21 protein-coding genes and 1 riboswitch are annotated in these 25,625 nt (G+C 71.5%); of the genes, 17 read left to right on the top strand and 4 right to left on the bottom strand.

All coding sequences use genetic code 11. The annotated features are described in order from the left end of the window. Positions 1 to 50: 50 nt before the first annotated feature. Positions 51 to 1,178: an alpha/beta hydrolase gene (locus FBY35_RS25835; RefSeq protein ID WP_142216372.1), complete on the bottom strand. Its 1,128-nt coding sequence runs from the start codon at positions 1,176 to 1,178 to the stop codon at positions 51 to 53. 49 nt (positions 1,179 to 1,227) lie between these two features. Beyond that, positions 1,228 to 1,890, bottom strand: coding sequence for a class II aldolase/adducin family protein (locus tag FBY35_RS25840; protein WP_142216373.1), 663 nt, complete (start codon positions 1,888 to 1,890; stop codon positions 1,228 to 1,230). A gap of 226 nt (positions 1,891 to 2,116) precedes the next feature. Here FBY35_RS25840 and FBY35_RS25845 point away from each other — a divergent pair, with 226 nt between their 5' ends. The 13 genes from FBY35_RS25845 to cobC all read left to right on the top strand — a co-directional run bounded on the left by FBY35_RS25845 (position 2,117) and on the right by cobC (position 19,602). Next, positions 2,117 to 3,361, top strand: coding sequence for an inorganic phosphate transporter (locus FBY35_RS25845; protein ID WP_142216374.1), 1,245 nt, complete (start codon positions 2,117 to 2,119; stop codon positions 3,359 to 3,361). A gap of 12 nt (positions 3,362 to 3,373) precedes the next feature. Further along, a complete protein-coding gene (locus FBY35_RS25850) occupies positions 3,374 to 3,595 on the top strand; it encodes a hypothetical protein (protein WP_142216375.1) in 222 nt (73 codons plus the stop codon). A 108-nt stretch (positions 3,596 to 3,703) separates the two neighbouring features. Beyond that, positions 3,704 to 3,846, top strand: a riboswitch (cobalamin riboswitch). Between the two features lie 105 nt (positions 3,847 to 3,951). Next, entirely contained in the window at positions 3,952 to 4,917 is a 966-nt protein-coding gene (locus tag FBY35_RS25855; RefSeq protein WP_142216376.1) for a cobalamin biosynthesis protein, read from the top strand. Then, positions 4,914 to 6,431: a cobyric acid synthase gene (locus FBY35_RS25860; protein WP_142216377.1), complete on the top strand. Its 1,518-nt coding sequence runs from the start codon at positions 4,914 to 4,916 to the stop codon at positions 6,429 to 6,431. The genes FBY35_RS25855 and FBY35_RS25860 overlap by 4 nt, the downstream gene beginning before the upstream one ends. Then, positions 6,428 to 10,105 (top strand): cobaltochelatase subunit CobN, encoded by a 3,678-nt coding sequence (gene cobN, locus FBY35_RS25865; protein WP_142216378.1) that lies wholly within the window; start codon positions 6,428 to 6,430, stop codon positions 10,103 to 10,105. Before FBY35_RS25860 ends, cobN begins: the two co-directional genes overlap by 4 nt. A gap of 46 nt (positions 10,106 to 10,151) precedes the next feature. Further along, positions 10,152 to 12,173, top strand: coding sequence for a putative cobaltochelatase (locus FBY35_RS25870; protein WP_142216379.1), 2,022 nt, complete (start codon positions 10,152 to 10,154; stop codon positions 12,171 to 12,173). Beyond that, positions 12,173 to 12,781 (top strand): cob(I)yrinic acid a,c-diamide adenosyltransferase, encoded by a 609-nt coding sequence (gene cobO / locus FBY35_RS25875; RefSeq protein WP_142216380.1) that lies wholly within the window; start codon positions 12,173 to 12,175, stop codon positions 12,779 to 12,781. Before FBY35_RS25870 ends, cobO begins: the two co-directional genes overlap by 1 nt. Next, positions 12,775 to 14,139, top strand: coding sequence for a cobyrinate a,c-diamide synthase (locus FBY35_RS25880; protein ID WP_142216381.1), 1,365 nt, complete (start codon positions 12,775 to 12,777; stop codon positions 14,137 to 14,139). The genes cobO and FBY35_RS25880 overlap by 7 nt, the downstream gene beginning before the upstream one ends. Continuing rightward, positions 14,136 to 14,864 carry a precorrin-2 C(20)-methyltransferase gene (gene cobI / locus FBY35_RS25885; protein WP_142216382.1) on the top strand — a complete coding sequence of 243 codons (729 nt, stop codon included), beginning with the start codon at positions 14,136 to 14,138 and terminating at the stop codon, positions 14,862 to 14,864. The genes FBY35_RS25880 and cobI overlap by 4 nt, the downstream gene beginning before the upstream one ends. Positions 14,865 to 14,984: 120 nt before the next feature. Beyond that, positions 14,985 to 15,806 carry a precorrin-4 C(11)-methyltransferase gene (gene cobM, locus FBY35_RS25890; protein ID WP_142216383.1) on the top strand — a complete coding sequence of 274 codons (822 nt, stop codon included), beginning with the start codon at positions 14,985 to 14,987 and terminating at the stop codon, positions 15,804 to 15,806. Further along, positions 15,803 to 17,500, top strand: a complete 1,698-nt coding sequence (gene cobJ, locus FBY35_RS25895; RefSeq protein WP_142216384.1) for a precorrin-3B C(17)-methyltransferase — start codon at positions 15,803 to 15,805, stop codon at positions 17,498 to 17,500. The genes cobM and cobJ overlap by 4 nt, the downstream gene beginning before the upstream one ends. A 136-nt stretch (positions 17,501 to 17,636) precedes the next feature. Next, positions 17,637 to 18,563 carry a sirohydrochlorin chelatase gene (locus FBY35_RS25900; RefSeq protein ID WP_142216385.1) on the top strand — a complete coding sequence of 309 codons (927 nt, stop codon included), beginning with the start codon at positions 17,637 to 17,639 and terminating at the stop codon, positions 18,561 to 18,563. Beyond that, entirely contained in the window at positions 18,547 to 19,602 is a 1,056-nt protein-coding gene (gene cobC, locus FBY35_RS25905; RefSeq protein ID WP_260848818.1) for an Rv2231c family pyridoxal phosphate-dependent protein CobC, read from the top strand. The genes FBY35_RS25900 and cobC overlap by 17 nt, the downstream gene beginning before the upstream one ends. Positions 19,603 to 19,791: 189 nt before the next feature. On the opposite strand, the gene FBY35_RS25910 is transcribed toward cobC, so the two are convergent. Then, the gene (locus FBY35_RS25910) at positions 19,792 to 20,877 is read right to left on the bottom strand and encodes an amidohydrolase family protein (protein WP_142216387.1); all 1,086 of its coding nucleotides are present in this window, start codon (positions 20,875 to 20,877) and stop codon (positions 19,792 to 19,794) included. Between the two features lie 398 nt (positions 20,878 to 21,275). On the opposite strand from FBY35_RS25910, the gene ectA reads away from it, so the two are divergent. The 4 genes from ectA to thpD are packed head-to-tail and all read left to right on the top strand — an operon-like array spanning position 21,276 to position 24,440. After that, positions 21,276 to 21,812, top strand: a complete 537-nt coding sequence (gene ectA / locus FBY35_RS25915) for a diaminobutyrate acetyltransferase (RefSeq protein WP_142216388.1) — start codon at positions 21,276 to 21,278, stop codon at positions 21,810 to 21,812. A gap of 25 nt (positions 21,813 to 21,837) precedes the next feature. Further along, positions 21,838 to 23,106 carry a diaminobutyrate--2-oxoglutarate transaminase gene (gene ectB, locus FBY35_RS25920; RefSeq protein ID WP_142216389.1) on the top strand — a complete coding sequence of 423 codons (1,269 nt, stop codon included), beginning with the start codon at positions 21,838 to 21,840 and terminating at the stop codon, positions 23,104 to 23,106. Positions 23,107 to 23,135: 29 nt separating this feature from the next. Beyond that, positions 23,136 to 23,540, top strand: coding sequence for an ectoine synthase (locus FBY35_RS25925; protein WP_142216390.1), 405 nt, complete (start codon positions 23,136 to 23,138; stop codon positions 23,538 to 23,540). Between the two features lie 3 nt (positions 23,541 to 23,543). Next, the gene (gene thpD / locus FBY35_RS25930) at positions 23,544 to 24,440 is read left to right on the top strand and encodes an ectoine hydroxylase (protein WP_142216391.1); all 897 of its coding nucleotides are present in this window, start codon (positions 23,544 to 23,546) and stop codon (positions 24,438 to 24,440) included. 82 nt (positions 24,441 to 24,522) lie between these two features. On the opposite strand, the gene FBY35_RS25935 is transcribed toward thpD, so the two are convergent. Beyond that, positions 24,523 to 25,602, bottom strand: coding sequence for an alkene reductase (locus FBY35_RS25935; RefSeq protein WP_142216392.1), 1,080 nt, complete (start codon positions 25,600 to 25,602; stop codon positions 24,523 to 24,525). Positions 25,603 to 25,625: the final 23 nt, after the last annotated feature.

The following is a 25,625-nucleotide window of genomic DNA, read 5'->3' on the forward strand; positions in this document are numbered from 1 at the left end:
GGTTCGTTCAGCGGCCCTCCCGGCGGACACCCGCAGGGGCGGGCAGGGCGCTACATCAAGGGGGTGAGGAACCGGCGGAGGGCTTCTTCGTAGCGGTCCGGATCGGCGTTCCACATGGCGGCGTGCGGGGCGTCCCGGACGGTGTGAAGGCTGACCAGTTCGGGGCGGCGCGCGGCGAGTTCGCGGGAGAGCTGCCAGGAGGCGAGCGTGTCGCCGGGGCCGTGGAAGATCAGGGTCGGCACGCGCATGGCCCCAGGATCGGCGGCTTCGAGCAGCCGGTCGCCGTGCAGTCCCGTCCTGCCCTGGGCCGCCTTGACGGCGAGTGGCAGCAGGGGCGCGGGTGTGCCGCGTGCGGCGACCAGGCTGCGCAGGGTGGCTTCCCAGTCGAGGACCGGGGAGTCCAGGACGAGGCCCCTGATCCGGTCGCGCAGGGCTGAGTTGGCGGCGGCATGCAGGGCCATCGAGGCGCCGGTGGACCAGCCGTGCACGATGACGCGCTCGGCGCCCTGGTTCACGGCGTAGCGGATGGCCGCGTCCAGGTCGCGCCACTCGGAGTCGCCGAGGTGCCCGAGCCCGTCGGGCGGCTGGGGTGCTCCGGGGTCTCCGCGGTAGCTGAGGTTGAGCACCGGGAAACGCAGGGTGTGCAGGAACGGCAGGAGGTTCAGGGGATGTTCCCGGGTTGCGCCCAGACCGTGCACGGTGATGACCCAGGTCTCACGAGGACCCGGCACGAACCAGGCGGGCAGCGTGCCGAGTTCGCCCGGTATGTCCACATCCCTGTGGTCGAGCCCGAGCGCGCCGGAAGGATCGCCGTCATACACCCGCGGGGTGAGCCGGACCTTGGTGCCGGGCTCCAGGCTGCCGTGGCTGACCCGCTCCAGCCGGCGCACGACGGTGTCGGCGCGACGCGGCACCGAGTCGAGTACCGCGCCGATGACGGCATGGACGTCCTCACCCTCGATTCCGTACCGGCCGGGGCGCTGGGTGGCGAGGCTGCGGGTGAGCGCCACATGGCCGGCGGCTGTGGAGTGCACGGTGAGCCGCGGGTCGCCGGGCAGCGGGCGTCCCGGCGTCGCCTTGAGCGCGGCGTCGCTCGCGTAGCGGCCGGCCGCTATCACGGCCGCGCCGACACCGATGAGTGTGGTGACGGCTGCTGCCGTCGCGGTAACCGGGCGCACCGTTCCAGTGTCGGCATCCGCGGGCCGCCATGCCAGCGGAGGGGCGGCCCTAGCCGGGCTGCCCGTAACTCTGGAGCTTCTCCGACGCCTCGCGCAGCTGTGAGCTCGTCAGGAGGGTGGGCGCGTGTCCGGGCACGGACGCGGCGGTCAGCCAGAGGCGGCACATCCACTCCAGCTGGGCCGTCCGGTCGTAGGCCTGATCGAGGGAGTCCGCGTAGGCGACGGTTCCGTGGTTCTGCAGGAGGCAGGCGGTGCGTTCGCGCAGGGCGCTGAGCATGTTCCGGGCCAGTTCCCCGGTTCCGTACAGGGCGTACGCCGCGACGCGCACGGTACCGCCCATGGCCCCCGCCATGTAGTGGATCGGCGGGAGTTCGGGGACGAGGGTGGAGACGGCGGTGGCGTGTACGGCGTGGGTGTGGACCACGGCGCCCGCGGAGGTGTTGCGGTAGAGCTCCAGGTGCAGGGGCAGCTCGCTGGTGGGGGCGAGGGTGCCGAGGACCTGGTTGCCGTCGAGGTCGACGGCGACGGCGTCCTGCGGGGTGAGCCGGTCGTACGGGACTCCGCTCGGGGTGACCAGGACGAGGGAGCCGACCCGTACCGAGACATTGCCCGACGTGCCCACCACGAGACCCTCCGCGGCCGTCCGGCGGGCCGTGGCCACGAGGTCCTGCCACGCCCGCTCGATCGCGTCCTGCCGCACTTCATCGGTCATGCCGCGATCCTGTCAGGCCGGGGCCCGGTGCCACAGGACATGCGGGTGACGGACATCACGCGAATCACCGCGAAAGCCGCATGTCATCGGTACTGCGGCCACTCCCGACAAGCGGAGTGGCCAATCCTCACTTCAGAACACCGCGATGCCTGTTTCAGTTCATCTTCCGTTCACCCAGATTAACTACGTTGATCGCGCCACTGACGTCAAAAGATTGCCTGGGTAGATGGAACACATCACGCTGCTGCTAGCGATCGTGATCGTGACAGCTCTCGTGTTCGATTTCACAAACGGTTTCCACGACACCGCCAACGCGATGGCGACGACCATCTCGACCGGCGCCCTGAAGCCCAAGACGGCGGTGGCCATGTCCGCCGTGCTCAATCTTGCCGGTGCGTTCCTGTCCGTCGAGGTCGCCAAGACGATCTCCAGCGGCATCGTCACCGAGTCCGGCATCACCCCGGAAGTCATCTTCGCGGCGCTCGTCGGCGCCATCCTCTGGAACCTGGTGACCTGGCTGATAGGTCTGCCGTCCAGTTCCTCGCACGCCCTGATGGGCGGACTCATCGGCGCCACGGTCGCCTCGGTCGGCATCGGCGGCGTCAACGGCGGCACCGTCGTCACCAAGGTCCTGATCCCCGCGATCGCCGCTCCCCTGGTGGCCGGCATCGCCGCCTTCCTGGCTTCCCGGCTCACGTACAAGATCGGCAAGAACGCCGACGAGAAGGCCACCGCGAAGGGCTACCGCGCCGGCCAGGTCGCCTCGGCCGGCCTTGTCTCCCTCGCCCACGGCACCAACGACGCCCAGAAGACGATGGGCATCATCACGCTGGCGCTCATCGCCGGCGGAGTGCTCTCGCCCGGCTCCAACCCTCCGATGTGGGTCATCCTCTCCGCCGGTCTCGCGATCGCGATGGGCACCTACCTCGGCGGCTGGCGCATCATCCGCACCATGGGCAAGGGCCTGACCGACCTTCAGCCGCAGCAGGGCTTCGCCGCCCAGACAAGTGCGGCCAGCGTCATCCTCGCCTCCTCCAACCTCGGCTTCTCGCTGTCGACGACGCACTCGTGCTCCGGCGCCGTGATGGGCGCGGGCCTGGGCCGCAAGGGCGGCGTGGTCCGCTGGTCCACCGCCACCCGGATGTTCGTCGCCTGGGGCCTGACGCTGCCCGCCGCCGCTCTGGTCGCCGCGGGCTCGGAGTTCGTGACCAAGCAGGGCGACTGGGGTGTCGCGGTCGTCGCGGCCTTCCTGATCGGCGCCTGCGCCGCGATCTGGTTCGTCTCCCGCCGCCAGGTGGTCGACCACACCAACGTCAATGACACGGACGCCGAACCCGCGGGCGTCGTGACCGCGGCCATCGCGGCCGTCGCCCCGCCGCCGGCGGGCACGCCCGCGCAGGACATGAAGACGACCATCCCGGCTCCGGCCCCCGCCTCCGGCTCCGAGCCGACGCGTCCGGCCACGGTGTAAGGACAGAACAGCATGAAAATCGACTGGGCAGCACTCGGCTCCGTCTTCGGCGTGAGCCTGGTCGCCACCGTCGCCCTGGTGGCTCTGTTCACCCTGGGCGTGGTGGGCCTGACCAGGCAGGAGTCCGCGGCCGCGAGCGGCGGCTCCGCGGTCCTGGCGCGCACCGGGGCGTACGCGTGCTTCGCGCTCTGCGCGGCAGCCGTGGCGTACGGGATCTACCTGATCGTCACCTGACAGCCGCTTCAGACACCTCGGGTCCGGGCCGGGTCACCCCATCGGGTGACCCGGCCCGCGTGTGTGCCCCAACACACTCTCCCCGTGCAGGTCAAAGGCCAGTTGACGGCCCTTCTCGCAGCGTGGTGGACTGCCGGGGCCATCTACGGCGGCAGAAGAGGAAGCCGGTGCGAATCCGGCGCGGTCCCGCCACTGTCACGGGGGAGCACTCCCCCGGAAGCCAGGAACTCTCACCGCCGGTCACGTCGAACCAGGGCGCGGACACCCTGAGTGAGGACATATCGCCATGCGCGGCTGCGGTTCGGTCCCTGCTGTGAGTACGAGGTTCCTGCGAGGCGGAACGACGGGCTGAACCGATGCGTGCCGACCGTCGATTCGTGTACGGCGCCACCGCCGGCCTGGCCGGTGACCTGCTTCTGGGCGATCCCCGCCGAGGGCATCCGGTCGCCGCGTTCGGGCGGGCCGCGGGTGGTGTCGAGGGTGTGCTGTGGCGTGACCACCGGGGGTGGGGCGCGCTGCACACCGTGGTGTGCGCCGGAGGCGCTGCCGCTGCCGCCGCACTGCTGAGCCGTGGACTGCGGGGCCGCTCGGCCGCGTCGGTCGCGCTGACCGCCGCCACCACCTGGGCCGTCGTCGGCGGCACGTCCCTGGGCCGGGAGGCACGGGCCATCGGTGGCGCGCTGGCCGCCGGGGACGTGGACGTGGCCCGGGAGCGGTTGCCGCATCTGTGCGGGCGCGATCCGCAGGCCCTGAACGAGCAGCAGATCGCGCGCGCCGTCGTCGAATCCGTTGCCGAGAACACCTCCGACGCCGTGGTGGGCGCGCTTGTGTGGGGAGCGCTCGCGGGCGTGCCCGGCCTGGTCGGCTTCCGGGCGGTCAACACGCTGGACGCGATGGTCGGGCACAAGTCACCCCGGTACCGGCGGTTCGGCTGGGCCTCGGCACGGCTCGACGATGTCGCGGGCTGGCCGGGCGCCAGGCTCACCGCGGCGCTGGCGGTGCTCGCGGGCGGGGACGCGCGCGGGGCCGCCCGCGCCTGGCGGGACGACGCGAAGAAGCACCCGAGCCCCAACGCTGGTCCCGTGGAGGCGGCTTTCGCCGGTGCGCTCGGGGTACGGCTCGGCGGAACGCTCTCCTACGGCGGACGCGTCGAGCACCGTCCCGTACTCAACGGCGACGGCCGCCCTGTGCAGTTCGGCGACATCGAACGCGCCGTACGGCTCTCGCGCCGCATCGGCTGGCTGACACTCGCCACCTGCGCGGCCGGGCGCCTCGCGGGGCATGCGCTGCGCGCGCGGCGCGCGGGAAAGGGGCGGGGATGAGCGGGCGCAGGGGCGGCGGACTGCTGGTCGCGGGAACCACGTCCGACGCCGGAAAGAGCGTCGTGACGGCGGGGATCTGCCGCTGGCTGGTGCGGCAGGGGGTGAAGGTCGCACCCTTCAAGGGGCAGAACATGTCGCTCAACTCGTTCGTCACGCGTGAGGGCGCGGAGATCGGGCGGGCGCAGGCCATGCAGGCGCAGGCGGCGCGCGTGGAGCCGAGCGCGCTGATGAACCCGGTGCTGCTCAAGCCCGGCAGCGACCGTTCGAGTCAGGTCGTGCTGATGGGCAGGCCGGTGGGTGAACTCAGCGCCCGTGGCTACCACGGGGGGCGGCAGGAGGCTCTGTTCGGGACCGTCGTGGAGTGCCTGGAGGAGCTGCGGGGCACGTATGAAGCTGTGATCTGCGAGGGGGCGGGCAGTCCTGCCGAGATCAATCTGCGGCGTACGGACATCGTGAACATGGGCATCGCACGGGCCGCTCGCCTTCCGGTGCTCGTGGTCGGAGACATCGACCGCGGCGGCGTCTTCGCCTCCTTCTTCGGTACCACGGCGCTGCTCGCCCCCGAGGACCAGGCGCTGATCGCGGGCTATCTGGTCAACAAGTTCCGGGGCGATGTGACGCTCCTCGAACCCGGCCTGGAGATGCTGCACGGGCTGACGGGGCGGCACACCTACGGCGTGCTGCCCTTCGCGCACGGCCTCGGTATCGACGAGGAGGACGGGCTGCGGGTCTCGTTGCGCGGCGCGGTACGGGAGTCGGTGGTCGCGCCGCCCGTCGGCGAGGACGTGCTGCGCGTCGCCGTGTGCGCCGTACCGCTGATGTCGAACTTCACGGACGTGGACGCGCTCGCCGCGGAACCCGGCGTCGTCGTGCGCTTCGTGGACCGGGCCGAGGAGCTGGCCGACGCCGATCTGGCGGTCGTGCCGGGCACGAGGGGCACGGTCAAGGCGCTCGGCTGGCTGCGTGAGCGCGGTCTCGCGGACGCGTTGGCACGCCGGGCCGCCGAGGGGCGGCCGGTGCTCGGCATCTGCGGCGGCTTCCAGATGCTGGGCGAGCTCATCGAGGACGACGTGGAGTCGCGCGCGGGCACCGTCGACGGCCTCGACCTGCTGCCGGTACGGGTGCGTTTCGCCCGGGACAAGACCCTCGCACGGCCCGTGGGCGCGGCGCTCGGCGAGAGTGTCGAGGGATACGAGATCCATCACGGGGTCGCCGAAGTGCTGGGCGGAGAGCCCTTCTTGGACGGCTGCCGTGTCGGACCCGTGTGGGGCACTCACTGGCACGGCTCGCTGGAGAGCGACGGCTTCAGGCGCGCCTTTCTGCGGGAGGTGGCAGCGGCCTCGGGACGGCGTTTCGTACCGGCGCCGGACACCAGCTTCGGGGTCCTGCGCGAGGAGCAGCTCGACCGCCTCGGCGACCTGATCGAAGAACACGCGGACACGGACGCGCTGTTGCGGCTCATCGAGTCGGGCGCTCCGTCGGGACTGCCCTTCATTCCACCGGGAGCGCCATGAGCACCGTGCTGTTGCTGTCCACGGCCGACACCGATCTGCTGGCGGCCCGGGCCTCCGGGGCGCCGTACCGGATCGGCAACCCCACCCGCGTCGACGTGGCGGCGGAACTGCCCGCGCTGATCGTGGGCGCCGACATCGCCGTCGTGCGTCTCCTCGGCGGGAAGCGGACCTGGGAGGACGGTCTCGCGGCGCTGCGTGCCGCCCGGATCCCGACGGTCCTGCTGGGCGGTGAGGCCGCTGCGGACGCGGAGTTGATGGCCGAGTCCACGGTGCACGCGGGTGCGGTGACGCAGGCGCTGCGCTATCTGGTCGAGGGCGGTCCGGGCAACCTCGCCGAGCTGGCCCGCTTCCTCCTTCTGGACGTGCTGCGGGCGGGGCACGGTCGTGCTCAGGGCGCCCAGAACAGGCACAGCGCGGAGCCGCGGAAGATGCCCGAGTGGGGCGTGCACGGCACGCGCGCGCACGTCGAGGGCCGGCCGACCGTGGGCGTGCTCTTCTACCGGGCCCACCAGCTCTCCGGGAACACGGCCTTCGTCGACACACTCTGCGACCGCATCGAGGCGCGGGGCGCCAACGCCCTTCCCGTGTACTGCGGTTCGCTGCGCGGCGCCGAGGCCGGTCTGTACGAGCTCCTCGCCGGGGCCGACTCGCTCGTCGCCACCGTGCTCGCCGCCGGCGGCACGCGAGCGAGCGACGCCAGTGCGGGCGGCGACGACGAGGCCTGGGACATCGGGGCGCTCGCCGGGCTGGACATCCCTGTGCTCCAGGGGCTGTGCCTGACGTCCTCGCGGGCGGTCTGGGAGGCGTCGGACGCGGCGCTGTCCCCGATGGACGCGGCGATGCAGGTGGCCATCCCGGAGTTCGACGGGCGGCTGATCACGGTCCCGTTCTCCTTCAAGGAGCAGGGCCCCGACGAGGTGCCGGTGTATGTCGCCGACCCCGAGCGGGCCGGGCGCGTCGCCGGAATCGCCGTACGCCACGCCCGGTTGAGGCACCGGCCGAACGCCGAGAAGAAGCTGGCTCTCGTCTTCACCGCCTACCCCACCAAGCACTCACGCGTCGGCAATGCGGTGGGCCTGGACACACCGGCCTCGGCGGTACGGGTCCTGGACGCCCTGCGCGACGCCGGTTACGCCGTCGAAGGCCACCCGGACAACGGCGACGAGCTGATCCACCGGCTCATCAACGCCGGTGGCCACGACGTCGAGTGGCTGACCGACGAGCAGTTGGCGGCCGCCCCCGCGCGCGTGCCGCTCGCCGACTACCGGGCCTGGTTCGAGACCCTGGCTCCGGGGCTGCGCGAGGCCATGCCGGAGCACTGGGGTGAGCCGCCCGGCTCGCTCTACGTCGACGGCGACGACATCGTGCTGGCCTCGCTCCGGTTCGGCAATGTCGTGGTCATGATCCAGCCGCCGCGTGGCTTCGGTGAGAACCCGATCGCCATCTACCACGACCCGGACATGCCGCCCTCGCACCACTACCTGGCCGCGTACCGCTGGCTGGAGAACTCGTTCGGCGCGGACGCCGTCGTGCACATGGGCAAGCACGGCACCCTGGAGTGGCTGCCGGGCAAGGGACTGGGCCTGTCGGCGGGCTGTGGCCCGGACGCCGTGCTGGGCGAACTGCCGCTGATCTACCCCTTCATCGTCAACGACCCGGGCGAGGGCACTCAGGCCAAGCGCCGCGGCCACGCCACCGTTGTGGACCATCTCGTGCCGCCGATGGCGCGCGCGGACACCTACGGCGATCTGGCAAAGCTCGAACAGCTCCTCGACGAGTACGCTCTCGTGTCCGATCTCGATCCGGCGAAGGCCCCGGCGGTACGGGCTCAGATCTGGACACTCGTGAAGGCCGCCGAACTCCACCACGACCTGCACGTCGACGAACAGCCGGACGACGGCGACTTCGACGAGTTCGTCATGCACATCGACGGCTACCTCTGCGAGATCAAGGACGTCCAGATCAGGGACGGCCTGCACATCCTGGGCGGCGGCCCAACGGCGCAGGCCCGGGTCAACCTCGTCCTGGCCGTGCTGCGTGCCTCCCAGGTGTGGGGCGGGCAGGCCGACGCGCTGCCGGGGCTGAGGGCCGCGCTCGCCGAGCACTTCGGGCTCACCGAGAAGGATCTGCTCGCCGAGCCGGGCGCGCCCGTGAAGGTCCCGGCGGAGCTGACCGCGCTGGCCGAGGGGCCGGCCCGGACCGGCGCCGACGCGATCGATCTGCTGGAGCAGCTGTGCCGGCGGCTCGCCGAGGGCATGGAGGAGCGCGGCTGGGCCACGGCGCACTGTGCGGCTCTGGTGCACGACACGCTCGGCACCGAACTCCCCGCGGCCGTAGCCGTGCTGGGCTTCGCCTGCGAGGAGGTCGTGCCGCGCCTGGTCCGTACGACCGACGAGATCAGCAATATCCTGCGGGCGCTGAACGGAGGCCATGTGCCCGCCGGGCCCTCCGGCTCACCGACGCGCGGCCTGGTCAACGTCCTGCCGACCGGCCGCAACTTCTACTCCGTCGACCCCAAGGCGATCCCGTCCCGGCTGTCCTGGGAGGTCGGCCAGGCGCTCGCCGACTCGCTGGTGGCGCGCTGTCTGACCGACACCGGCGCCTACCCGAAGTCGGTGGGCCTGACGGTGTGGGGCACCTCGGCGATGCGTACCCAGGGCGACGACATCGCCGAGATCCTGGCCCTGCTCGGCTGCCGTCCGGTCTGGGACGACGCGTCCCGGCGCGTGACCGGCTTCGAGGTGGTGCCCCTGCGGGAGCTCGCGCGGCCGCGCATCGATGTGACGGTCCGCATCTCCGGATTCTTCCGGGACGCCTTCCCGCATGTGGTGGGGCTGATCGACGACGCCGTACGGGCGGTGGCCGAGCTCGACGAACCCGCCGAGTCCAACTACGTACGGGCGCACACGGACGAGGACACGGCCCTGCACGGCGACCGGCGGCGGGCCACCGCGCGGATCTTCGGCTCCAAGCCGGGTGCCTATGGAGCGGGCCTGCTGCCGCTGATCGACGCACGGAACTGGCGCTTGGACGCGGACCTCGCGGAGGTGTACGCGGTGTGGGGCGGATACGCGTACGGACGCGGTCTGAACGGGCGTGCGGCGCGCGGGGACATGGAGACGGCCTTCCGCAGGATCGCGGTCGCCGCGAAGAACGTGGACACGCGGGAGCACGATCTCGTCGACGCGGACGACTACTTCCAGTACCACGGCGGGATGGTCGCCATGGTGCGCCATCTGACAGGCCAATCGCCCGAGGCGTACGTGGGCGACTCGGCGGTCCCCGACCAGATCAGGACGCGCACCCTGGGCGAGGAGACCCACCGCGTGTTCCGGGCGCGGGTGGTCAACCCGCGCTGGATGGCGGCGATGCGGCGGCACGGATACAAGGGCGCGTTCGAGATGGCCGCGACCGTGGACTATCTGTTCGGGTACGACGCGACAGCGGGTGTCGTCGACGACTGGATGTACGAGAAGTTGTCGGCGGAGTACGTCTTCGATCCGGAGAACCGGGAGTTCATGGAGAAGTCCAATCCATGGGCGCTGCGCGGGATCACGGAGAGACTGCTGGAGGCGGCGGAGCGGGGGCTGTGGGCTGAGCCCGACGAAGGGACGCTGGAGCGGTTGCGGACGATGTACCTGGAGCTCGAGGGCGAGCTGGAGGGGGACACGTGAAGGTCTTTTCTGTCCACCGCCCGAACCACATCGAGGAGTCGACCGCATGAGCACCCCCTATCCCTTCACCGCCATCGTCGGGCAGGACGACCTGCGGCTCGCGCTGCTGCTGAACGCCGTGTCGCCCGCCGTCGGCGGTGTGCTCGTGCGCGGTGAGAAGGGGACCGCCAAGTCGACCGCCGTACGCGCCCTTTCCGCGTTGATACCGCAGGTCCCCGTCGTCCCCGGGTGCCGGTTCTCCTGCGACCCGGCCGCGCCCGACCCGGCGTGTCCCGATGGTCCTCACGAGGCGGGCGGCGGCACGGCGCGCCCCGCGCGGATGGTCGAGCTGCCCGTCGGCGCCTCCGAGGACCGGCTCGTGGGCGCGCTCGACATCGAGCGGGCGCTCGCCGAGGGTGTGAAGGCCTTCGAGCCGGGTCTGCTCGCCGACGCGCACCGCGGGATCCTGTACGTCGACGAAGTGAACCTGCTCCACGACCACTTGGTGGACCTGCTTCTCGACGCGGCCGCCATGGGCGCCTCGTACGTCGAGCGTGAAGGCGTCTCGGTACGGCATGCGGCGCGTTTCCTGCTGGTGGGGACAATGAACCCCGAAGAGGGGGAGCTGCGGCCGCAGTTGCTGGACCGGTTCGGGCTCACCGTCGAGGTCGCGGCCTCCCGCGAGCCCGACCAGCGGGTCGAGGTGGTGCGCCGCCGCCTCGCGTACGACGACGATCCCGGCGGCTTCGCCGGGCGCTGGGCAGACGACGAGGCGGCTCTGCGGGCGAGGATCGTGGCCGCGCGGGCGCTGCTGCCGCAAGTGCGGCTCGGCGACGGCGCACTGCGGCAGATCGCCGCGACCTGCGCCGCCTTCGAAGTGGACGGCATGCGCGCGGACATTGTGATGGCGCGGACGGCCACGGCACTGGCCGCGTGGGCGGGGCGGAGCGACGTACTGGCCGAGGACGTGCGCCAGGCCGCCCTGCTGGCGCTCCCCCACCGGCGGCGGCGCAATCCCTTCGACGCGCCCGGTCTTGACGAGGACAAGCTCGACGAGACGCTGGAGGAGTTCGGCGACGACGATCCCGACCCCGGCCCGGACGGGCCGGGCGGGGGCGGTGGGCAGCCACCGAAGGACGGTCCCGGCACGCCCCCGCAGGGCGACGCGGGCCAGGGCGATGCGGGCCGGGGTGACACGCCCGCCGAGCCGCAGGAGGCCGAGGGCGGTCGGCCGCAGGCCGCGGGCGGCGGTGAGCAGCAGGCCGTAAGGGCCGCGGAGCCTTTCCGTACGAAGGTGCTCAGCGTGCCCGGGCTCGGCGAGGGCGCGGCGGGGCGCAGGTCCCGGGCGCGGACCGAGCACGGGCGGACGACGGGAGCCCGGCGGCCCCGAGGGGCGCTCACCAAGCTGCACTTGGCGGCGACCGTCCAGGCGGCCGCCCCCCACCAGCGGGCACGCGGGCGCAGCGGCCGCGGTCTGGTGGTCCGGCGTGACGACCTGCGGCAGGCAACGCGGGAGGGGCGGGAGGGGAACCTCGTGCTGTTCCTGGTGGACGCCTCGGGTTCGATGGCGGCCCGGCAGCGGATGAGCGCGGTCAAGGGAGCGGTTCTCTCGCTGCTGCTCGATGCGTATCAGCGGCGCGACAAGGTCGGGCTGATCACCTTCCGTGGCAAGGACGCGGAGGTGGCACTGCCGCCGACCTCGTCGGTGGACGCGGCCGCGGCCCGGCTCGAACGGCTGCCCACGGGCGGCCGGACGCCGCTGGCGGCCGGTCTGCTGCGGGCGCACGACGTACTGCGCGTGGAGCGTCTGCGCGATCCGGCGCGACGGCCGCTGCTGGTCGTGGTGACGGACGGCCGCGCGACGGGCGGCGTCGATCCACTCGCGCTCGCCTCGCGGTCCGCGCGGCTGCACGCCGCCGAGAAAACCGCCTCGGTCGTCGTGGACTGCGAGTCGGGGCCGGTGCGCCTCGGGCTCGCGGGGGAACTCGCCCGCGATCTCGGCGGCACAGCCGTCACCCTGGACGAGCTGCGCGCCGACAGCATCGCCGGAATCGTCAGGGACGTCACCGCAACCAGGAGGGCCGCTTAATGCCGCAGGGACAGCCGACCGTCGTTCCCCAGGACGGGCTCACCACCCGCCAGCGCCGCAACCGGCCGCTGGTGATGGTGCACACGGGCGTCGGCAAGGGGAAGTCGACGGCCGCCTTCGGGATGGCGCTGCGCGCCTGGAACCAGGGCTGGCCGGTCGGGGTGTTCCAGTTCGTCAAGTCCGCGAAGTGGAAGGTCGGCGAGGAGAACGCCCTGAGGGTGCTCGGCGCGAGCGGCGAGGGCGGCAAGGTCGACTGGCACAAGATGGGCGAGGGCTGGTCCTGGATCCAGCGTGCCCCCGCGGACGGCGAACTGTCGAACGAGGAGAAAGCGCGCGAGGGCTGGGAGCAGGTCAAGCGCGGCCTGGCGGCCGAGTCGTACAAGTTCTACGTCCTGGACGAGTTCGCGTATCCGATGCACTGGGGCTGGGTGGACCCCGCCGAGGTGGTCCAGGTGCTGCGCGACCGCCCAGGCACCCAGCATGTCGTGATCACCGGCCGCAACGCACCGGCCGAACTCCTCGACTTCGCCGACCTCGTCACCGACATGTCCAAGGTCAAGCACCCGATGGACGCGGGTCAGAAGGGGCAGCGGGGCATCGAGTGGTAGCACGTCTCGTCATCGCCGCGCCGTCGTCGGGCAGCGGCAAGACCACCGTCGCCACGGGCCTGATGGCGGCCTTCGCCGCGACGGGCCTGACCGTGTCCCCGCACAAGGTCGGCCCCGACTACATCGACCCCGGCTACCACTCGCTCGCGACAGGACGCCCGGGACGCAATCTCGACGCGTACATGTGCGGTACGGACCTGATGGCACCGCTGTTCGCGCACGGCGCCGCGGGGTGCGACGTGGCTGTGGTCGAGGGCGTGATGGGGCTGTACGACGGCGCGGCGGGCGCGGGTGAACTGGCCTCGACGGCCCAGGTGGCGAAGCTGCTGCGGGCGCCGGTGGTGCTGGTGGTCGACGCGTCGTCGCAGTCGCGGTCGGTGGCGGCGCTGGTGCACGGTTTCGCGTCCTGGGACCCGCAGGTGCGGATCGGGGGCGTGATCCTCAACAAGGTCGCCTCCGACCGGCACGAGGAGCTGCTGAGGGATGCGCTGGCGGAGTCGGGGGTGCCGGTGCTGGGGGTGCTGCGCCGGGCTCCCTCCGTGTCGACACCGTCGCGCCATCTGGGCCTGGTGCCGGTCGCCGAGCGGCGGGTGGACGCGGTGGACGCGGTGGCGGCGATGGCCGAACAGGTCCGGCGGGGCTGTGACTTGGAGGGGTTGCTTGAGTTGGCACGGTCGGCTCCGGGGCTGGGGGCGGTGGCGTGGGACGCGGTGACGGCCTGCGGCGAGCCGGTCCCCACCCGGGAACAGCGCCGCGGGCGCCCCCTCGTCGCCGTCGCCGGCGGGCCCGCCTTCACGTTCTCCTACGCCGAGCACGCCGAACTCCTCACCGCCGCCGGCGCCGACGTCGTCCCCTTCGATCCGCTCCGGGACGAGCAACTCCCCGACAACACCGCCGGTCTCGTCATCGGCGGCGGATTCCCGGAGGTGTACGCCCCCGAGCTGTCCGCCAACCAACCCCTCCGCAAGGCGGTCGCCGAGCTCGCGCTCTTTGGCGCGCCCGTCGCCGCCGAGTGTGCGGGACTGCTGTATCTCGCCCGCTCTCTGGACGGGCAGCCGATGTGCGGGGTGCTGGACGCCGATGCGCGGATGAGTGAACGGCTCACGCTGGGCTACCGCGAGGCGGTTGCCGTCGGCGACAGTGTCCTTGCCGCAGCGGGGACGCGGCTGCGCGGGCACGAGTTCCACCGGACCGTCATCGAGCCCGCCGCCGGACCCGAACCCGCCTGGGGCATGCACCGGCCCGAGCGCCGCCTGGAGGGGTTCGTGCAGCGGGGCGTGCATGCGAGCTATCTGCATACGCACTGGGCCTCCGCGCCCGGTGTCGCCCGCCGATTCGTTGAGGGGTGTGCGCGATGAGCAGGCTGATCGGTGTCGGGGTGGGGCCGGGCGACCCGGAGCTGGTGACCGTGAAGGGGGTGCGCGCGCTCCAGGAGGCCGATGTCGTCGTCGTACCGGTGATGGACACGCTGGAGCGGGGCCGCGCCGAGGCGACCGTCCTGCACTATGTCGTTGCCCAGAAGGTCATGCGGATCGTGTTCGCGCTCAACGAGCGGACCGCCCGGGCCCGTCGTGATGCCGCGTGGGACGCGGCCGGTGAGCGTGTCGCCGAACTCCTGCGCGCTCACGACGTCGTGTCCTTCGCGACGATCGGCGACCCGAACGTGTACTCCACGTTCACGTATCTCGCGCAGACGATCGGCGAACTGGTCCCGGGGACGGCCGTGGAGACCGTGCCGGGTATCACCGCGATGCAGGATCTGGCGGCCCGCAGCGGCGCGGTCCTCACCGAGGGCACCGAGCCGCTGACCCTGGTGCCGGTGACGGCCGGGGCGGCCGTGCTCAAGGGCGCCCTGGAGGGGCCCGGGACCGTGGTGGCGTACAAGTTCGGGCGGCTGGCCGCCGAGGTGGCGACCGCGTTGCGGGAGACGGGACGTACCGAGGGCGCGGTGTGGGGCTCGGCGCTCGGGCTGCCGCAGGAGTCGATCCGGCCGGCCGCCGAGCTGGCCGAGGGCCCGTTGCCGTATCTGTCGACGCTGATCGCGCCGGCGCCGCGCGACGGCGGCCGTGGGGGCAAGTTGTGAGCCCGTCACTCCGACAGGCCGACCACCGCCACCAGGGGCATCCCGAACACCTCCTCCCCGGCCGCTTCCAGCGCCGGGGCTCCGTGGAACCACCCGAATGACACGAGAGGACCACCGCTCATGGCCGATGCCGACACCCGCGGGAAGGTGACCTTCGTCGGCGCCGGCCCGGGCGCCGCCGATCTGCTGACGTTCCGTGCCGCGCGGGCCATCGCCGATGCGGACATCGTCATCTGGGCGGCGAGCCTGGTGCAGGCGGACGTCCTCGACCACGCGCGCGAGGGGGCCGAGATCCTCGACTCGGCGGCGATGTCGCTGGAGGACGTCGTCGCGGTGTACGAGCGGGCGCAGGAGGGGGACTTGAGGGTCGCTCGTATCCATTCCGGCGACCCCGCCCTGTGGGGCGGCACGCAGGAGCAGCTCGACCGCTGCGTGGAGCTGGGGCTCGCGGTCGAGATCGTGCCGGGTGTCTCGTCGTTCTCGGCGGTCGCCGCGATCGCACAGCGCGAGCTGACGGTCCCGGAGGTCGCGCAGTCGGTGATCCTCACCCGGCTGGGTGGTGGCAAGACGCCGATGCCGCCGGGCGAGGAGGTACGGGAGTTCGCGCGGCACGGCACGACGATGGCGCTGTTCCTGTCGGCGGCGCGATCCGGCCAGTTGACGCAGGAACTGCTGGAGGGCGGCTATCCGGCGAGTACGCCGGTGGTCGTCGCGTATCAGGCGACCTGGCCCCAGGAGCTGATCCTGCGCTGCACGATCGGCACGCTGGAGGAGACCGTCAAGGAGCACAAGCTGTGGAAGCACACGCTGTTCCTCGTCGGGCCCGCACTGGCGGCTTCGGGGACGCGTTCGCATCTCTACCACCCGGGGCACTTCCATGGCTTCCGGAAGGCGGATCCGGCGGCCCGCAAGGCACTTCGCGCACAGGGAGCGGCTCAGTGATCGGCCTGATCTCCGCGACGGCGGCCGGTGCCGCCGCCCGCGACCGGCTGGTCGCGGCCTGGCCGGACCGTGTCCGTGTGTACGAAGGTCCGGTGGGCCGGTCGGTGGAGCTGGCGTTCGCCGAGTGCGATCAGCTGGTGTGTTTCCTCGCGACGGGCGCGGTCGTGCGGCTGGTCGCCCCGCTGCTCACGGGCAAGTCCGCCGACCCCGGCGTGGTGTGCGTGGACGAGGGGCTGCGGCACGCCGTGTCCCTGCTCGGCGGCCACGGCGGCGGCGCGAACGAGCTGGCGGCGCAGGTCGCCGATGCTCTCGGGTGCGCCCCCGTGGTGACGACGGCGACGGACGCGGCCGGCGTCCCGGGTCTGGACACCCTGGGATGGCCGGTCGAGGGCGCGATCGCGTCCGTGACACGTGCCGTGCTGGACGGCGAACCGGTGGCCCTGCGGGCCGACGCCGTGTGGCCGCTGCCGCCGCTGCCCGGCAACGTGGGCGCCGTCGGCGACGCGGTTCTCCGGGTGACGGACCGGGTCCTCGAACCGGGCGTGCGGGAGGCCGTGGTGCGGCCGCCGTCACTCGTCGTCGGGGTCGGGGCCTCCAAGGGCGCTCCCCTCGACGAGGTCCTCGGCCTGATCGAGGAGACCCTGCGCGAGGCGGGACTCTCGGCGCTGAGCGTCCGTGCGCTCGCGACCGTCGACGCGAAGGCGGACGAGCCGGGGATCGTCGGGGCCGCGCGGCGTCTCGGCGTACCGCTGGTGACGTACGCCCCCGGCCGGCTCGCCTCGATCAGCGTGCCCAACCCGTCCGACGCACCGCTCGCCGCCGTGGGCACCCCGTCCGTCGCGGAGGCCGCCGCGCTCGCGGAGGGCGGTGAACTCCTCGTCCCGAAGCGGAAGTCCCGGCCCCTTCCCGGCACCGGGGTCCGGGCCGCGATGGCCACCTGCGCCGTCGTACGCCGGGCTCCCCGAGGCCGCCTCGCCGTGGTGGGGCTCGGCCCCGGGGCCCGTGACCTGCTCGCCCCGCGCGCCACGCAGGAGCTGCGCCGCGCCTCCGTCCTCGTCGGGCTCGATCAGTACGTCGCCCAGATCCGCGATCTGCTCAGGCCCGGCACCCGGATCGTGGAATCCGGCCTGGGCGCCGAGGAGGAGCGGGCCCGCAGGGCTGTCAGCGAAGCCCGCGCCGGTCATGCGGTCGCGCTGATCGGCAGCGGCGACGCGGGCGTGTACGCGATGGCTTCGCCGGCGCTCACGGAGGCGTCCGACGACATCGACGTGGTGGGCGTGCCGGGGGTGACCGCGGCGCTGGCCGCCGCCGCGGTCCTGGGCGCGCCACTCGGGCACGACCATGTCTCGATCAGCCTCTCGGATCTGCACACTCCGTGGGAGGTCATCGAGCGCCGGGTGCGGGCGGCGGCGGAGGCGGACATCGTCGTGACCTTCTACAACCCCCGCAGCCGCGGGCGTGACTGGCAGCTTTCGAAGGCGCTGTCGATCCTCGCGGAGCACCGCGATCCGGACACACCGACAGGTGTCGTACGCAACGCGTCCCGGCCGGACGAATCCAGCCGCGTCACCACTCTGGCCGGACTGGATCCGGCGACGGTGGACATGATGACCGTCGTGACGGTCGGCAACACGGCGACACGAGAGGTCGCGGGCCGCATGGTGACCCCCCGGGGCTACCGCTGGCAGTCATGATCACGCACGCCATGAAGCAGGCAATGAAGCACGCCATGAAATCGCATGGTCCGAGGACGGGTCCCCGCCGTACCCTCGCCGCAGCCGTCGCCACGCGGAATGCTCTGCCGTACCACCCCCACATCAAGGAGAACGCGTGACCACCCCGCCCGCACTGCTCATCGCCGGTCACGGCACCCGAGACGAAGCCGGGGCCGAGGCCTTCCGTGACTTCGTACGGGAGCTGGGGCGGCGCCATCCCGAACTCCCCGTCGGGGGCGGCTTCATCGAGCTGTCCCCGCCGCCCCTCGGCGAGGCCGTCGCCGAGTTGGTCGGGCAGGGAGTGACCCGCTTCGCCGCGGTGCCGCTGATGCTGGTGTCCGCGGGGCACGCCAAGGGCGACATCCCGGCCGCGCTGGCCCGCGAGCGGGAGCGTCACCCCGAGACCTCGTACACCTACGGACGGCCCCTTGGCCCGCACCCCTCACTGCTGCGCGTCATGGAGCGGCGGCTGGACGAGGCGCTGGGCTCCGGGCCCCGGACGCCCGGGGACCGCGCGGATGTGACGGTGCTGCTGGTGGGCCGCGGCTCGACCGATCCGGACGCCAACGCCGAGGTGCACAAGGCGGCCAGGCTGCTGTGGGAGGGGCGGGGTTACGCGGGCGTGGAGACGGCGTTCGTCTCGCTCGCCGCGCCCGATGTGCCCGGCGGCCTGGACCGGTGCGTGAAACTGGGGGCACGCCGGATCGTGGTGCTGCCGTACTTCCTGTTCACCGGGATCCTGCCGGACCGGGTGCGTCAGCAGGCGCAGGGCTGGGCGGAGGCGCACCCGGAAGTGGATGTCGTCCCGGCCGATGTGATCGGTCCGGCCGAGGAGTTGCTCGGCCTCGTGCTCGACCGGTACCGGGAGGCTGTCGACGGCGACATCCGGATGAACTGCGACTCGTGCGTCTACCGGGTCGCGATGCCGGGCTTCGAGGACAAGGTCGGTCGTCCCCAGCAGCCGCACTTCCACCCCCACGACGGACACGGCCACGAGGGCCACAACCACCACGGCCATGGCAGCCATGCACACGCACACTGACGCACACGACCTGCGCCACCACGGTGACGCGGAGGTACGGGACGCCGGTCTCATCGACCTGGCGGTCAACGTCCGCACCGGGACTCCCCCGGACTGGCTCCGCGCGCGCATCGCGGACTCGCTGACCGGACTTGCCGCTTATCCGGACGCCCGGGCCGCACGGGCGGCGGTCGCCCGGCGCCACGGACTGCCGGTTGAGCGGGTGCTGCTGACGGCGGGGGCGGCGGAGGCGTTCGTCCTGCTCGCCCGCGCCCTGGAGGTACGTCACCCACTGGTCGTGCACCCGCAGTTCACGGAGCCGGAAGCGGCGCTGCGGGACGCGGGGCACGAGGTGGCGCGGCTGCTCCTGCGCGAGGAGGACGGCTTCCGGCTCGATCCGGCGGCCGTACCCGAAGCGGCGGACCTGGTGATCATCGGCAATCCGACCAACCCCACGTCCGTACTGCACCCGGCCGACGACATCGCCCAACTGGCCCGCCCCGGGCGGCTGCTGGTGGTGGACGAGGCGTTCATGGACGCGGTACCGGACGAGCCCGAGGCACTGGCGGACCGGACCGACGTCCCGGGCCTGGTGGTGCTGCGCAGCCTGACCAAGACCTGGGGGCTCGCGGGCCTGCGCATCGGCTATGTGCTGGCCGAGCCGGACACGATCGCCGCGCTGGAGCGGGCGCAGCCGCTGTGGCCGGTGTCCTCGCCCGCGCTGGCGGCGGCCGTGGCGTGCATGGAGCCCGCCGCGCTGAAGGAGGCGGCGCAGGCGGCGCAGCTGATCGCGACGGAGCGGGCGCATCTGCTGGCAGGGCTCGCGGAGTTCGACGAGGTACGGGTGGTGGCGTCGGCCGAGGGCCCGTTCGTCCTGGCCCACGTCCGCCGCGGCGCCGAGGTCCGCGTACGCCTGCGCGCCCTGGGCTTCGCGGCCCGCCGCGGCGACACGTTCCCGGGCCTGGGGCCGGGCTGGCTGCGGCTGGCGGTCAGGGACCGGGCGACGACGAACCGCTTCCTGCAGGCGCTGGACCAGGCGTTGACGATGGTCGGCGGATAGGTTTCCAGGGTCCGTGGTGACCCTGGGCCAGGGGGCGTTGGTGGTAGCTGCCCGGTGGATGGTCCCGCGGACGAACCCGGCCGTTTCCAGGGTCCGTGGTGACCCTGAGCCAGGGGGCGTTGGTGGTAGCTGCCCGGTGGACGGTCCCGCGGACGAACCCGGACGCCCCCGCGCCTCATGCGGCCGCCCTCAGCCGATCACCCTCCCGTTCAGCACCACCCGCTGCGGCCCCGCCAGCACCCTCACGTCCGCCCGCGGGTCCTCCTCGTACACCACCAGATCCGCCGGTGCACCCTCCTCCAGGACCGGGCGGCCCAGCCACTGACGCGCGCCCCAGGCGGTCGCCGACAGCGCCTGGACCGGCGGGATGCCCGCCTTCACCAGTTCGGCCACCTCCGCCGCGACCAGACCGTGGGCCAGCGAGCCGCCGGCGTCCGTGCCGACGAAGACCGGGATACCGGCGTCGTAGGCCGCGCGCACGGTGTCGTAACGGTTCGCGTGCAGGCGCCGCATATGGGCGGACCACTTCGGGAACTTGGACTCGCCGCCGGCCGCGAGGTCAGGGAACGTGGCGATGTTGACGAGGGTCGGCACGATGGCGACGCCCCGCTCGGCGAACAGCGGGATGGTGTCCTCGGTCAGCCCGGTGGCGTGCTCGATGCAGTCGATGCCCGCCTCGACGAGGTCCCTCAGCGAGTCCTCGGCGAAGCAGTGCGCGGTCACCCGGGCGCCGAGCCGGTGCGCCTCGGCGATCGCCGCCTCGACGGCCCCCCGGGGCCAGCAGGCGGTCAGGTCGCCGGCGTCCCGGTCGATCCAGTCGCCGACCAGCTTGACCCAGCCGTCGCCGCGGCGGGCCTCCTGGGCGACATAGGCGACCAGGTCCTCCGGCTCGATCTCGTGGGCGAAGTTACGGATGTAGCGGCGGGTGCGTGCGATGTGTCGGCCCGCCCGGATGATCTTCGGGAGGTCCTCCCGGTCGTCGATCCAGCGGGTGTCGGCAGCGGATCCGGCGTCGCGGATGAGCAGCGTGCCCGCGTCCCGGTCGGTGAGCGCCTGCTTCTCGCTGGTCGCGTCGTCCACGGCGCCATGGTGGTCGAGCCCGACATGGCAGTGTGCGTCGACCAGCCCTGGCAGCGCCCAGCCGCGCACGGTCACGGCCTCGGCGCGCGGCCGCTCGTACGAGATGCGGCCGTCGACCACCCACAGCTCGTCCTTCACCTCATCGGGTCCGACGAGCACCCGCCCCTTCACATGCAGCACCGCGTGATCGCTCATACGGGCACTGTACGAGGCTCGCGGGCGCCGCGGCACGGCAGTGCGGACAGCGGTGAAACAGCATTTCTCCGGACAGCAAAGTCGGCGTTGATTAGAAATTCGGGATGCTAAATTTATTACGGGCAGCTTCCCGTATTCGTCTGCCCCCGATTTGCGAGCCTAAACACCAAGGTTTCACCGGGACCGAAGGCCGTAATTCGGACGGGCTCCACGGTGGTTACAGATATGTGACCGACTCCACAAGCCCATTCGATTCGCCCCATATTTGCCGCACAAATCGGCCGAAAAGACCACCGGCCGACGTAGGTGCCCGCGCACGCGCGATAACACAGCCGAGCGCTTCACCCAACCCCTTCCCTCAATGCATTTTCGAAATTAGCTGGGTAAATTTCCTCGACATGACCGCCGCACAAGAAGACCTTGTACGAGCCAACCCCCAGAGCGAATTCACGGAGATCGGCACCCCACGAGTGGAGGACGGAGCCGCGATCTGGCGCATCGCCCGCGACTCCGAGGTCCTGGACCTCAACTCCTCGTACAGCTATCTGCTGTGGTGCCGCGACTTCGCGGCCACCTCCCTGGTGGCGCGCGGAGCCGACGGCGAGCCCATCGCCTTCGTCACCGGCTATGTACGCCCCGACCGTCCCGAGGCCCTCGTCGTCTGGCAGGTCGCCGTCGACCACGCGCACCGCGGCCGGGGACTGGCCGGAGTGCTGCTCGACGCACTGACCGCCAGGGTGACCGGCGAGCGCGGGGTGCGGGAGGTCGAGACGACCGTCACGCCCGACAACACCGCGTCCGACCGGCTGTTCACCTCGTACGCGAAGCGCCACGACGTGCCCCTTGACCGCGAAGTCCTCTTCGACGGCGGGCTGTTCCCCGAGGGGACGCACCAGCCGGAAGTCCTGTACCGCATCGGCCCCTTCTCCGCCTGACACCCCCCACACCTGGAGACTTGCTGTGACCATCACCCCGCCCGCCCTGAGTGTCTTCGAGACCCTGGAGTCCGAGGTGCGCAGCTACTGCCGCGGCTGGCCCGCAGTGTTCGACCGTGCGCAGGGCAGCTACCTCCACGACGAGGACGGCCACACCTACCTCGACTTCTTCGCCGGCGCCGGATCACTCAACTACGGCCACAACAACCCGGTCCTGAAACGCGCGCTGATCGACTACATCGAGCGCGACGGCATCACCCACGGCCTGGACATGGCCACCTCGGCCAAGCGCGCCTTCCTGGAGTCGTTCCAGAACGTGGTCCTGCGGCCGCGCGACCTGCCGTACAAGGTCATGTTCCCCGGCCCGACCGGCACCAACGCGGTCGAGTCCGCGCTCAAGCTGGCCCGCAAGGTGAAGGGACGCGAGTCCGTCGTCTCCTTCACCAACGCCTTCCACGGCATGTCGCTCGGCTCGCTCGCCGTCACCGGCAACGCCTTCAAGCGGGCCGGCGCCGGCATCCCGCTGGTGCACGGCACGCCCATGCCGTTCGACAACTACTTCGACGGCCAGGTCCCGGACTTCCTCTGGTTCGAGCGTCTGCTGGAGGACCAGGGCTCCGGACTCAACAAGCCCGCCGCCGTCATCGTCGAGACGGTTCAGGGCGAGGGCGGCATCAATGTCGCCCGGCCCGAGTGGCTGCGTGCGCTCCAGGAGCTGTGCCACCGCCAGGACATGCTCCTGATCGTCGACGACATCCAGATGGGCTGCGGCCGCACCGGTGGCTTCTTCTCCTTCGAGGAGGCGGGGATCACTCCGGACATCGTCACCCTGTCGAAGTCCATCAGCGGCTACGGACTGCCCATGTCGCTCTGCCTGTTCAAGCCGGAGCTGGACATCTGGGAACCGGGCGAGCACAACGGCACCTTCCGCGGCAACAACCCCGCCTTCGTCACCGCGGCCGCCGCGCTGGAGACCTACTGGGCCGACGGTCAGATGGAGAAGCAGACCCTGGCGCGCGGCCAGCAGATCGAGCAGGCGCTGCTGGCCATCGTGGCCGAGAGCACCGAGGACGGGGTGAGCTTCAGGGGCCGCGGCCTGGTGTGGGGCCTGGAGTTCGAGGACAAGTCGCGCGCCACCGCGATCTGCGCCCGCGCCTTCGAGCTCGGGCTGCTGCTGGAGACCTCGGGCCCGGAGAGCGAAGTGGTCAAACTGCTGCCCGCGCTCACGGTCTCGCCCGACGAACTCGACGAGGGCCTTCGCATCCTGGCCCGGTCCGTGCGCGAGACCGCCTGACACCCGTACGAGAGAGGCAACAACTCACCGTGATCGTACGATCGTTCAAGGACATCGAGAACACCGAGCGCCATGTGAAGGCCGCGTCCGGCACCTGGGAGAGCAAGCGCATCGTGCTCGCCAAGGAGAGGGTCGGTTTCTCGCTCCACGAGACCACGCTGTACGCGGGTACGGAGACGTCGATGTGGTACGCGAACCACATCGAGGCCGTGCTCTGCGTGGAGGGCGAGGCCGAGCTCACCAACGACGAGACCGGTGAGACCCACTGGATCGAGCCCGGCACGATGTATCTGCTGGACGGCCATGAGCGTCACACCATGCGTCCCAAGACCGATTTCCGCTGTGTCTGCGTCTTCAACCCGCCCGTCACCGGACGGGAGGACCACGACGAGAACGGCGTCTATCCCCTGCTGACCGAGTCCGAGGAGGGCTGAGAGATGACCACCGCCGCTGTACGCGCCGACCTGTACCCGACCCGTGGCGTGGGCGAGGTGATGACCCCGCGCCAGGACCCGGTCGTCTGGTCCGCCCCCGGCGCGCCGGGGCCGCTCGTCCCGTCCGACCTGATGGGCTTTGAACGGGACGGCTTCCTGACCGTCGACGAGCTGATCTCGCAGGACGAAGTCGCCCTGTACCGCAGCGAGTTGGACCGGCTGATCGCCGATCCCGCCGTACGGGCCGACGAGCGCTCGATCATCGAGCCCAAGTCGAAGGACGTACGCTCGGTCTTCGAGGTGCACAAGCTCAGCGAGGTGTTCGCCTCGCTGGTGCGCGACGAGCGGGTGGTGGGCCGGGCCCGGCAGATCCTCGGTTCCGACGTGTACGTCCACCAGTCCCGGATCAATGTGAAGCCGGGCTTCGGCGCCTCGGGCTTCTACTGGCACTCGGACTTCGAGACCTGGCACGCCGAGGACGGACTGCCGAACATGCGCACCGTCTCGGTCTCGATCGCCCTGACCGAGAACCGTGACACCAACGGCGGCTTGATGATCATGCCCGGCTCGCACAAGACGTTCCTGGGCTGCGCGGGCGAGACGCCGAAGGACAACTACAAGAAGTCGCTGCAGATGCAGGACGCGGGCACGCCGTCGGACTCGGCACTGACCCGGCTCGCGGACCGGCACGGCATCCGGCTGTTCACCGGCATGGCGGGTTCCGCGACCTGGTTCGACTGCAACTGCATGCACGGCTCCGGGGACAACATCACCCCCTATCCGCGCAGCAATGTCTTCATCGTCTTCAACAGCGTGGAGAACGCGGCGGAAGAGCCCTTCGCGGCGCCGGTGCCGCGTCCCTCCTTCATCGGATCGCGGGACTTCACACCGGTGCGCTGAGCGTACGACTCGGGGTGCCGAGCACACGAAGAGGGCGGGGCCGGTCCGATGGGACCTGCCCCGCCCTCGTGCCCTGCCGCGGTCAGTTCGCGCTCAGCGTCGGGTAGTCGATGTAGCCCTTGTCGTCACCGCCGAAGAAGGAGGCCGGGTCCGGGGCGTTGTACGGGCCTTCGGACTTGAGCCTGACCGGCAGGTCGGGGTTGGCCAGGAACAGCGCACCGAAGGCGAGGATGTCCGCGGTTCCGTCCTCGATCAGGCCGAGCGCGGCGTGATCGGTCGGGCCCTCGGTCGCCGGGTTGAGGATCAGGGTGCCGCTGAACTTCTTGCGCAGCTCCAGCGTGACGTCCCGGTAGCCGGCGACCATCTCGACGATGTGCAGATAGCCGATGCCCAGCGGCTCTATCTCGTTGATCAGCGCGGCGTAGACCGCCTCGGTGTCGGTCTCGGTGATGTCGTTGTACGCGTTGCCGGGAGAGACGCGCAGTCCGGTCCGCTCCGGGCCGATCGCCTCGGCCACGGCCTTGGTCACCTCGACGGCGAAGCGGATGCGGTTCTCCACGGAGCCGCCCCACTCGTCGGTGCGCAGGTTGGTGTTGGGCGCGAGGAACTGGTGGATGAGATAGCCGTTGGCGCCGTGCAGCTCGACACCGTCGAAGCCTGCGGCCACGGCGTTACGGGCCGCTTCGGCGAACTCCTGGACGATGTCCCGGATTTCGTCGGCGCCCAGCTCGCGCGGGGCGATGAAGTCCTTGGGTCCCTCCTGCGTGTACAGCTGCCCGGCGGGGGCGACGGCCGAGGGAGCAACACTGACCAGTTCCCGGTCCGGCCAGAGCACCGGGTGGCCGATGCGTCCTGCGTGCATGATCTGGGCGAAGATCTTGCCGCCCTTCGCGTGCACGGCGTCGGTGACCTTGCGCCAGGCGGCCACCTGCTCGTCGGTGTGCAGGCCCGGAGTGTTCGGGTATCCCTGGCCGAGTACGGAGGGCTGGATGCCCTCGGTCACGATGAGTCCCGCCGATGCGCGCTGGCTGTAGTACTCGACGGTGGACTCGGTGACCGTGAGGCCTTCGCCGTACGCGCGGCTGCGGGTCATCGGTGCCATGGCGATGCGGTTCGCGAGCTGCGCGCCGGACAGTTCGATGGGGTCGAACGCGGTGGTCATGAGTACTCCCAGAGAGTTATATG

This window comes from Streptomyces sp. SLBN-118 (assembly GCF_006715635.1).
Taxonomy (GTDB): Bacteria; Actinomycetota; Actinomycetes; order Streptomycetales; family Streptomycetaceae; genus Streptomyces.

Bases quoted from the DNA above. Each gene is read 5' to 3' on its own strand.
- FBY35_RS25855 (WP_142216376.1), top strand. From the start codon at position 3,952: ATGCGTGCCGACCGTCGATTCGTGTACGGCGCCACCGCCGGCCTGGCC.
- cobM (WP_142216383.1), top strand. From the start codon at position 14,985: ATGGCCGATGCCGACACCCGCGGGAAGGTGACCTTCGTCGGCGCCGGC.
- thpD (WP_142216391.1), top strand. From the start codon at position 23,544: ATGACCACCGCCGCTGTACGCGCCGACCTGTACCCGACCCGTGGCGTG.
- FBY35_RS25840 (WP_142216373.1), bottom strand. From the start codon at position 1,890: ATGACCGATGAAGTGCGGCAGGACGCGATCGAGCGGGCGTGGCAGGAC.
- FBY35_RS25845 (WP_142216374.1), top strand. From the start codon at position 2,117: ATGGAACACATCACGCTGCTGCTAGCGATCGTGATCGTGACAGCTCTC.
- cobN (WP_142216378.1), top strand. From the start codon at position 6,428: ATGAGCACCGTGCTGTTGCTGTCCACGGCCGACACCGATCTGCTGGCG.
- FBY35_RS25935 (WP_142216392.1), bottom strand. From the start codon at position 25,602: ATGACCACCGCGTTCGACCCCATCGAACTGTCCGGCGCGCAGCTCGCG.
- FBY35_RS25910 (WP_142216387.1), bottom strand. From the start codon at position 20,877: ATGAGCGATCACGCGGTGCTGCATGTGAAGGGGCGGGTGCTCGTCGGA.
- FBY35_RS25860 (WP_142216377.1), top strand. From the start codon at position 4,914: ATGAGCGGGCGCAGGGGCGGCGGACTGCTGGTCGCGGGAACCACGTCC.
- cobI (WP_142216382.1), top strand. From the start codon at position 14,136: ATGAGCAGGCTGATCGGTGTCGGGGTGGGGCCGGGCGACCCGGAGCTG.
- FBY35_RS25870 (WP_142216379.1), top strand. From the start codon at position 10,152: ATGAGCACCCCCTATCCCTTCACCGCCATCGTCGGGCAGGACGACCTG.
- ectA (WP_142216388.1), top strand. From the start codon at position 21,276: ATGACCGCCGCACAAGAAGACCTTGTACGAGCCAACCCCCAGAGCGAA.
- FBY35_RS25850 (WP_142216375.1), top strand. From the start codon at position 3,374: ATGAAAATCGACTGGGCAGCACTCGGCTCCGTCTTCGGCGTGAGCCTG.
- cobC (WP_260848818.1), top strand. From the start codon at position 18,547: ATGCACACGCACACTGACGCACACGACCTGCGCCACCACGGTGACGCG.
- cobO (WP_142216380.1), top strand. From the start codon at position 12,173: ATGCCGCAGGGACAGCCGACCGTCGTTCCCCAGGACGGGCTCACCACC.